The sequence below is a fragment of the Micromonospora endophytica genome, from assembly GCF_003236305.1.
In the GTDB taxonomy this organism is placed as follows: domain Bacteria; phylum Actinomycetota; class Actinomycetes; order Mycobacteriales; family Micromonosporaceae; genus Micromonospora; species Micromonospora endophytica.
This window is the reverse complement of record NZ_POTX01000214.1, coordinates 1-10,006: the sequence shown is the minus strand read 5'-3', so window position 1 is coordinate 10,006 and position 10,006 is coordinate 1. Positions and strand designations below refer to the sequence as shown.

Below are 10,006 nucleotides of genomic sequence, written 5' to 3'. Positions count from 1 at the left end.
GGCGATGCTGGTGGGGTTGTTGCCGGTGTTGCAGCTCAGGGAGCCGGCGGTAGCGGTGCCGGCGTTGAAGCCGGCCGACTCCCCGTCGGTGTCAAGTGTTGCGGTGCAGCAGGCGGAGCAGGACCCGGATCCGGATGACGAGGTCACGGTGACGGAGCCGCTTCCTGCGGGGGAGTTCCCGGCAGGGGGTGAGGCGGTCATCGACCTTCAGCGAGACGCCGGGGATCGGACGGCGTTCGGGCTGACAGTCGAGCCCGCAAGCGAGGTGCCCGCAGGTGAGGGTGTGGCGGCGCGAGGGCAGGCGGCTGGTGAGGTTGGGGCGGTGCGGGTGCGGTCGTTCGACCGGTCGGCATCGGTGGCGTTGGGTAACTCGGGCCCGTTGTACTCGCTTGCTCGTGCTGACGGCTCGGCGACGGCGGGCGCGGTGCAGGTTGTCATCGATTATGCGGATTTCGCGCAGGCGTATGGAGGTTCGTTTGCTGATCGGTTGACATTGGTGCGGTTGCCGGGGTGCGCGGTGACGTCGCCGGAGGTGCCGGAGTGTTCGGCGGATCCGGTGTGGGTGTCGACGACGAATGATCCGCACGCTCGGACGTTGACGGCGGTGGTGGGTGTTGCTGGTGATTCGACCGCTGCCGGCAGTCGAACGGGTGTGTTCGAGGGCTTTGCGGCGGAGACATCGGTCGAGTCGGTAGGCGTGTATGCGCTGGCGTCGTCGGCGTCGGGTGGTTCGACGGGCTCCTATACGGCTTCGGATTTGAAGCCGTCGGGGTCGTGGCAGGTGGGGGAGAGTGCGGGGTCGTTCAACTACTCGTATCCGTTGCCGGAGCCGCCGCTGCCGTACGGGCAGACGTTGGGCCTGCAGTTGTCGTACAGCTCGTCTGCGGTGGACGGGATGACGCACGGCACGAACAACCAGTCCGGTCCGGTGGGGTTGGGGTGGTCGTACTCGCCGGGCTACGTCGAGCGGATGTACAAGCCGTGCCGGACGTACAAGACGGAGATGTGTTGGGAGTCCCCGGACGATGAGGACGGGGAGGCGGCGACCAACGATGCGGGGGCATCGCATATCACGATCTCGCTGCAGGGGCAGTCGACGCAGATCGTGAAGACCACCGCGGGGGTGTGGAAGCCGGTCGACGATCTCGGGTGGCGGGTGGAATTCCTGTCTGGTGGGGCTGAGGACGACGGCTACTGGAAGGTGTGGACGCAGGACGGCACGGAGTATCGGTTCGGGTTCGTTCGGGACTCGGTGTGGAAGATGTCTTTCCTCGGCGATGAGCCGGGGGAGCCGTGTTACAGCTCGTATCCGGCGTCGTGTCGGGATCCGTGGCGGTGGAACCTGGATCGGGTTCGTGACGCCAACGAGAACGAGACGTATCTGCACTGGACGCGTGAGACGAACCATTACAAGCGGGCCTCGGGCGGGTCGATCCTGCAGTACGACCGTGGTGGGTACCTGTCGGAGGTCGAGTACGCGAAGAACGTGACCGAGGCGGGTGCGGTCCCGGTCGGCAAGGTGGTTTTCGGGTGGGAGAACCGGTGTGTGGAGCGCACGGCCGAGGATGACCCGTTCAACAACACCCCGGCAGCGTGTCCGTCGCTGTCGTCGAACCCGAACTCCTACCCCGACGTGCCGGGCGATTTGCTGTGCGGTTCGTCGTCGTGCGGGAACTACACCCAGTCGTTCTTCACCAGCAAGATCCTGGACCGGGTGACGTCGTACCAGTGGAACGCCGGCACTGCGGCCTGGAACAACATCAACCGGGTGCAGTTGCGCTACAAGGTGTCCAGCCCCACCGGCCTGACGGAGCGGGTGTTCGTCCTGGACTACGTGCGGCCGATCGGCTTGATTGGTGCGGACGCGAACAAGATTGACCTGCCGCCGGTGGACTTTGACTACGTCGACGGCGTGCAGCCGAACTTCCGCGACGGTCGGGTCGACTACGACGAGGCCGGTCTGGGTGTGTCGGCGATGCGGATGCCGCGGCTGCTGGTGGTCCGCAACGGTCTCGGTGGCCGCACGGAGGTCACCTACGGCACGCAGAAACCGTGCCCGCAGGGCGGGTCGAACCAGTCCGGGTTCAACAGTTGGCACAACGGCAAGCAGGGCAACTGGGACATCAACACCGAGGACTGCTACCCGATCTTCCACTCACCACCGGGTGCCGATCCCGGCTTCGGCATCTTCCACAAATACCTGGTCAAGAAGGTCGTGGTGAAAGACCAGGTAGGCGGGTCACCAGATCAGGTCACCCAGTACGACTACTCGGTTGGGAACCCGGCCTGGAAGAGCCCCAACAATCCGCTCGTCCCGGACGCCGAGGAGTCGTGGAGCGTCTTCGCTGGCTACAACCGTGTGCGCGTCGTGCAGGGCTCAGGTACGGACCCGTCGAAGTACACGGTGTCGATGTCGAACTTCTTCCGCGGCATGTACCACGACATCTACGACCCCAGCAGCGGCGGCGGCATCAAGGAAACCACCGTCACCGACTACGCCGGTAACACCTACGACGACCACTACGCCCGCGCCGGCCGGACCCTGCAAACCCGGCACTATCGGATGACCAGCTACAACGCGAATCCGGCCGACGCGTCCTACACCGAGGTCGCCAGCACCCGCTACGACCACATCATTCAAGGCAGTTTCAACGGCCCCGGTTACGCCAACCCCCGTCAAGTCCGCCTCGGCCTAGAGAACCAACGCGTCAAACTCGATGACGGCAGCTGGCGGCATAGCGAAGAGAAGACCATCTACGAGAGCACGTACGGGCTCCCGATTCGATTCCACCAGTACAACGAGGTCGGGGTCGCGGACAACACCTGCACCACCTACACCTACGCCCAACAGGACGCCCCGAACTCCTTCTACATGATCAATTTTCCGGAGCGGGTGGAGACCTGGTCCGGTGACACCTGCGGGTCGGGCACGCTGTTGTCGCGAGCGGTCACCTTCTACGACACGCACACCGTCGAAGGCTCCCAGAACCCGTTCGACGGCAACGTCGCCGAGGTCCACACCTACCACAGTCCGACCAGCTACGTGTCCAGCGGACGGAGCACCTACGACAACACCGGCCGCATCCTGAGCACGACCGACTCGACGGGATTGGCCGTCACCACGAACTACAGCCCGAGCATCAACTGGCCCGACAACGGGATCGCCAGTATCGTCGGCGGCGGTTTCAACCACTCCAGCACCACCCAGATTGACCGGCATACCGGCGAACCGTCGCGGATCACCGACCCGAACGGCAAGGTCACCGACCTGGTCTACGACGCGCTCGGTCGGCTAACCGAGGTGTACGCGCCGGGGCAAGCGAAGTCGTCCGAGGTGCCGTCGCTGCGGTTCGGCTACCAGATCACCTCCAGCGGCATCGGCCAACCCACCGCCCCCGCCCGGACCAGGACCGAGACGCTGCAATCCCACGATGGCAGCCCCGTTTACCTGAACTCGTACCAGTACGTCGATGGTCTCGGTCAGGTGAGGGAAGTCCAGCAGCCGGGCCCGAACGGCGGACGGGTCGTCACCGCCACCACCTATGACGCCCGCGGCAATGTCGCCGCCAGCACCGCACCTTTCCACAACAGCTCCGCCGCCGGCTCCGGCTTGGTGAACCCGAGCCTGGCCACCGTCCCTGCCGTACGCGAGTCGACCTACGACCACCTGAACCGGGTCACCGCAGAGGTGGACAAGAAGCTCGGTGCCACGTGGCGGCAGACCGCCACTACCTACTACGGCGACCGCACGATGGTCGTGCCCCCGACCGGCGGCACCAAGACCGTCAATCACATCGACACGCGCGGCAACACGACCCGGCTGGACCAGTACACCTCGGCCACCAACCCGAACACGTACCAGAGCACCACCTACACATACGATCTCCTCGACCAACTCACCAAGGTCGTGGACCCCGAAGGCAATACGTGGACCAACACCTACGACCTCACCGGCCGCCTCACGCAGAAAACCGACCCGGACTCCGGCACTGCTACCACCCACTACGACACCGCAGGCAGGGTCGCCTACACCCTTGACGGGCGCGGACAGAAAATCTCCACGGAGTACGACGCACAGTCGCGCACCACGGGCAGTTGGGCCGGCGACGTCGGCACCGGCACCAGACTCACCAGCTACATGTACGACAGCATCGCCAAGGGACGTCTGACCTCGTCCACGAGGTGGCACGACGGCAACGCCTACACCACGGCGGTGACCGGCTACACCGACCGTTACGAGCCCACCGGCAGCAGCGTCACCATCCCCACCGCCGAAGGCGCCCTCGCCGGCACCTACACCACCGGCCTGACCTACAACCTCGGCGGCCAGATCACCAGGCAAACCCTGCCTGGCATCGGCGGCCTACCCGCCGAAACCATCACCTCGTCCTACGACAACAACGGCTACCTCCGCTCGACGACCGGTCAGATCGCCGGCGTCCCTGATACCCGATACCTCGCGGACGTCGCCTACTACAACCACGGACCCAGCCACCAGAGTCTGCACGGCACCCCCGGCAGCCAAGTACGGCAGACCACCACCATCGACACCGGCACCGGACGACTCGACAGCCACGACGTCGCCACCGAAAGCCAAACCACCCCCGGAACGTTCACCAGCAGATTCACCAGCGGCTACACCTACGACCAGACCGGCAACATCACCTCGATCGCCGGAACGACCAACGGCACCACCGACCAGGTCGAATGCTTCACCTACGACCAACTGCGCCGGCTCACCCAAGCCTGGACCCAGACTGCCACGACCTGCACCACCCCCCAACGCTCCGGTGCTGACCCCTATCACCGGACCTGGACCTTCGACGCCCTCGGCAACCGACTCACCCAAACAGACCACAACAGCAGCGCCGGCAACACCGTGTGGACCTACAACACCGGCGCCCCGCACGGCGTGACCGCCCACCAGGTCGCCTCGGTCACCGCCACCGGCCCCCTGGCCGACACCTCCACCCGCGGGTTCGCCTACGACACCGCCGGCAATATGACCCAACGCACCACGCCCACCGGTGCCACACAGGAACTCACCTGGGACCCTGAGGGCCGGCTGGGCACCATCACCGAGGACACGACCTCCACCGACTACCTCTACGACGCCGACGGGAACCGCCTCCTCTCCCGCGCAGCTGAGAAGACCACCCTCTACCTCGGCAGCACCGAACTGGTCGTCACCCCCACCAGCGGCGGGCCGCTGGGCACCCGCTACTACGCCGGGATCGCGGTGCGAGACACATCCGGGCTGAAGTGGACGGTCAGCAACCACCAAGGCACCGGCCAAATCCAAATCGACGCCAGCACCCTGGCAAGCCAACGCCGCCGCACCATGCCCTACGGCGAACAACGCGGCACAACCCCATCAGTCTGGCTCGGTAGCAAGGCCTTCGTCGGCGGCACCCAAGACGACACGGGCCTCACCCACCTCGGCGCACGCGAATACGACTCCACCCTCGGCCGATTCATCTCGGTTGACCCGATCATGGACCTTGCTGACCCCGAGCAATGGCACGGATACGCATACGCCCGCAACAGTCCGACCACCTTCAGCGACCCGTCCGGCCTCTACGCCACCGGCGACGGCAACGGGCACATCAGGGCCTACAAAAGCCCCACCAGCACCAAAATCGTCAACTACACGCCGAAGTACAGCAGCAAAAGCACGAGAACTCCTAACACCAACCCCGCCCCTCCAAAGAAGAAAACCACCGCGCAAAAGGCCGTCAGCGGCTTCTTTACGGGGGTCAAGAATGCAGTCGTCAGCCCGGTAGTCGACACTTTAAACACCATCAAAGACAGCTGGGTGACGACCTACAACAACGCTAATGCCGTTTATAGCGGGGACATGTCTCTCGGAGACGCGCTGTGGGACACAAGCAAGATCTTCGCCGAAAACTATGTTTCAGCCCTCATCAGTCCAGCTGTCGCGATCAAGGACATCTACGCCGGTTGGGGGAGCGCATGGTCGAACTTGGCCAAGGGAGACATTGAGGCAGCCGTAGCATCCGGCACCGAGGCAGGAATCGGCGCCGGTGGTCTCGCGGCCGGCGCTCGCTTCGGGCTCAAAGGCAAAGGCTCATGTACACACAGCTTCGCACCCACCACCGGCGTCCTCCTCGCCAACGGCACCACAAAAGCCATCGCCGAGGTCAAGGTCGGAGACCTCGTCCTCGCCACCGACCCCGAAACCGGCGACGACGAAGCCAAACCCGTCACCCAAACCCACACCAACCAAGACACCGACCTCACCGACCTCGACATACGCCTAGCCGACGACTCCATCACCACCCTCGAAACCACCCAGCATCACCCCTTCTGGAGCCAGACCAGAACCGAATGGGTCAACGCGGCGGAACTACGCTCCGGCGAGCAACTCGCGACCATCGATGGGACTGAAGTCACGGTCGAAGTTGCCCGCAACCACTACGGCAACGAACAGATGCACGACCTGACCGTCGCCGACATCCACACGTACTATGTGCTCGCCGGCAACACACCGGTGCTCGTACACAACTGCCCACCTGGCGGCGACGGTTCGCAAGCTGCTGCAAAGCGCGGGCGTGCTGAGGACCTGCCCCCGGACCCTGCGGCCAAGGGCGATCATACGGTTTTTGAAAGGAATTCTGACGGCGTGGTTACGCGCTATCAAACCTGGATCAAGAACGACAGGGCGCCCTCGGGGTGGCAGAAGGGGCCAAGGTTCCGAGGGACGGGAGGGACTCACTCAGGTATGGAACCGCCTCTTTACTACCCAAAGGGGTCAGGCAAGGCTTATCCGGGGGCTGAGGTCCCCGAGCATATTCCACCGGGATATCTAAAATGAGTGACGAAGAACCAGAAAACACAAGTGGCGCATTGGTCCGAATTCTCCAGTCCGCGTATCCCGAGGTCGGGTCCGTCGACCCGGTTGAGTACATCAGTGAGTTGGGTGACTCTGTGCAGGCTTTGGTGTACTCGATGCTGTTCTGGCCAAAACTTGTGGAAATTGAGGGGGCAGTTTTCGTTGCCCTGTGGGGAGATGATGCGCAGTACATCTCACGGCGTCTTCGAGTGCCTGTGTCGAGCTCAAAATGGGCACCCTTGTCGTGGTCAAAGTTCGTTGACAGTTTTAACATATTTGAAATTGCCCAAATCTTCCGCCAGAATAGAGGGCCTGCGGAACTGGTGGAAGACGCTAACCGTGAATTGGCGCTGGTTTTGGTCCGATCTTGGAGTGCCAGGCTCAGTGCTAGTTTTCCCGAAAGGAGGTTCAGTGTTCGTCTCGTCGCAAGTGACGAGATGATGGAATCCCGGATCGAGGTTGTTCAGGAGTATCCCCCGCTTGTGCCGCCGTCAGGGTGGAGTAGTGAGAGGCGCATAATCATCGCATCCGAGGGTGACCCAAATGGCGGTTGATTGGGCGCTTTGTTTCTTTGCGCATCGGTTTGAGCGGGTGGAGTCGCGTCGGCGGGCGTGGGCGTATGTGCGGGGTTTGTTGGCGCCGTTGCGGCGGCGTAATGGTTGGACGCTTGCGGAACAGGCGGGGCATGTGTCGCCGGACGGGTTGCGGGGCATGTTGTGTAGTCCGGCGTGAGACCGAAACGCGGTCCGTGATGATGTGCGCGACTATGTCGTTGAGCGGATCGGCGATCGAGCTGGGGTGCTGGTCGCTGACGAGACGGGGTTCGTGAAGAAGGGCCGGGCGTCGGCGGGGGTGCAGAGACAGTATTCGGGCACGGCGGGTAAGACGGAGAAGTGTCAGATCGGCACGTTTCTGTGTTATGCGACGGCGCGGGGGCGGGCGTTGATCGATCGGGAGTTTTACCTGCCCAAGTCGTGGACCGGTGATCGGGACCGGTGCCGGCGCGCGGCGGTCCCGGACGCTGTCGAGTTCGCGACGAAGCCGCAGCAGGCGCAGGCCATGCTGGAGAGGACAGTCGCCGCGGGCGTGCCGTTTTCGTGGTTCACCGCTGATGAGGCCTACGGGCAGAATCCCGGTCTGCGGGGCTGGCTGGAGGATCAGGACACTAGACGGCTACCAGCTCGACCCGACAGGGGAAGCCGTGGCACGTCGAAAGCTGTTCGTTCTCGAAAAGGGAGTACGTCTGGCGCCATTTGCCCACTCAACAGCAGCGGCACCACAAAGTCGGCAGGTGAAGAAACCGCATGCAAAAGCGCTGAATCATGCGCTTAGCCGGAGATCATGCACTTCACTATCTTCGATTTAGACCTCTACGCCTACTACGAGCACCATCATACGAACGTCTGCGGCCAGCCTTAGCACCAGATTCGGACGATCCAGCGAGGCGAACGCCTTGCCTCCGCTCCAAAACTCTCAACTGAAGAAGAACCGCTTGACATTCTTTCACTAGGAAACTACCAAACACCTCTTGCTTCTTCCGCTCATTGAAGAAGTGGAGAACGGGAGCCAAAGTTCCAGAAAAGCACCCAACCAGCACAAACCAACGCAGAAAAGTAGGCACCGCCCCGTCGGACAACCCAAGAAAGATCACCACCACTGTCGCAAGCGGGGCGGTGAACGCTACTGCAAGGAACTGTCGAAGCTCCTTGCCATTCGCATAAGAGGAGGCCCACTTGCGAAATTTCATCAACCGGGCTGCATTGATCAACTTTTCACCTACCCTGGCATGCCGACGCAATTCCATCACCAAGCACTGAGCGCTCTCAAGGGACACGAAAGGGTCACCAACCCCGCCAGAAATCTTCATAATGCGTCGAGCCAGCAGTCGCGCGCTTGACTGCGGACGATAGCTCGCCGCTAGCGTGAAACTAAGAATCAAAAGTGCAAGAACTCCCAGAAAAATGAACTGCAATCCGGATAAGAAAGCCTCGCGCGTTCCATCCCCTGTGACTAGATTAACCCCAACGCCAGCCAAGATGGCCATCACGGCAGAAAGCGTCGGCAAAGTCACTAGGGCGCGGAACTGATCCAAAGGCAGAAGCCAAAGTCGATAGACCGCTTCAATCTCAAATGAGCCTTTTCCAAGCTGATCTTGCAGCTCAGGATGGGTGTGGCAGGCCCGGTGATCGATGGGTGCGAGGCTCCAGGTAGGACAGCTGTCGACCAAGACTCGAAGCCCCGACCGGGAGCCTCGCCATGCTGTCCTACCCCGCCACGGTTGCGTTGTCCAGCCGCACCCTGAACCACCTCGCCGAACGCATCCGGGGCCACCGCAAGCAGCGCCGCTCCCGGTGGCGGCGCCTCGACCCCGGTCGGCAGGCGCTGCTCGCTCTCGCCCATCTGCGTAACGGCGACACCTACACCCGGCTCGCGGCCGGCTTCGAGATCGGCGTCGCCACCGCCTGGCGCTACGTCCAGGAAGCGATCGCCCTGCTCAGCGCGGCAGCCGATGACCTGGACACCGCGATGCGACGCATCCGGCTGCTGGCGTACGCGATCCTGGACGGCACGCTGATCCCGATCGACCGAGTCGCCGATCAGAGGCCCTACTACAGCGGCAAGCACAAACGCCACGGCGTGAACGTGCAGGTCATCGCGGACGCCGCCGGCAGGCTCGTGTGGGCATCACCGGCACTGCCCGGGTCGGTACACGATCTGAGCGCCGCGCGTAGTCACGGCATCATCGATGCTCTGACCAGCGCGGATGTGATGACCTTCGCCGATAAGGGCTACCAGGGCGCCCGTGGCAGCGTGCGCACGCCGTTCAAGCGACGCCGCTTCCGCCCGAAGCTGTCACGCCGGCAGAAGGTCGTGAACCGGGCCAACGCCAAGATCCGCGCCCGCGGAGAACGAGCGATCGCCACACTCAAGACCTGGAAGATCCTGGTCAAGCTACGCTGCTGCCCACGCCGAGCCACCGCGATCGTGCAGGCCATCCTCGCCCTGCACCACGTCGAAGCGAACCGTGGCCTTCCCCCTGAGATGTGGACACCCTGAGACTGGATGTTGGTCCAGAGGAAGGGGTGTCCCCGTTGGGGCGTCCATCGAAGTACACGGAAGAGTTTCAGCGTGACGCGGTTGACCTGGTTCACT

At 63.2% G+C, this 10,006-nt stretch carries 4 protein-coding genes and 1 pseudogene; 4 read left to right on the top strand and 1 reads right to left on the bottom strand.

All coding sequences use genetic code 11. The features are described from left to right. The first annotated feature begins 4 nt into the window (after positions 1-4). The 3 genes and pseudogenes from C1I93_RS23980 to C1I93_RS23975 form a co-directional block, all read left to right on the top strand. Entirely contained in the window at positions 5-6,835 is a 6,831-nt protein-coding gene (locus C1I93_RS23980) for a polymorphic toxin-type HINT domain-containing protein (protein ID WP_111245547.1), read from the top strand. Beyond that, a complete protein-coding gene (locus C1I93_RS31270; RefSeq protein ID WP_146603567.1) occupies positions 6,832-7,407 on the top strand; it encodes a hypothetical protein in 576 nt (191 codons plus the stop codon). Before C1I93_RS23980 ends, C1I93_RS31270 begins: the two co-directional genes overlap by 4 nt. After that, positions 7,397-8,017 (top strand): annotated as a pseudogene (locus tag C1I93_RS23975) (IS701 family transposase); the annotation flags it as partial. The gene C1I93_RS31270 and the pseudogene C1I93_RS23975, both read left to right, overlap by 11 nt. 187 nt (positions 8,018-8,204) lie before the next feature. On the opposite strand, the gene C1I93_RS31750 reads toward C1I93_RS23975, so the two are convergent. After that, entirely contained in the window at positions 8,205-8,900 is a 696-nt protein-coding gene (locus C1I93_RS31750) for a hypothetical protein (protein ID WP_181445301.1), read from the bottom strand. A 209-nt stretch (positions 8,901-9,109) separates the two neighbouring features. On the opposite strand from C1I93_RS31750, the gene C1I93_RS23965 reads away from it, so the two are divergent. Next, entirely contained in the window at positions 9,110-9,910 is an 801-nt protein-coding gene (locus C1I93_RS23965) for a transposase family protein (protein ID WP_111245545.1), read from the top strand. Positions 9,911-10,006 lie beyond the last annotated feature (96 nt).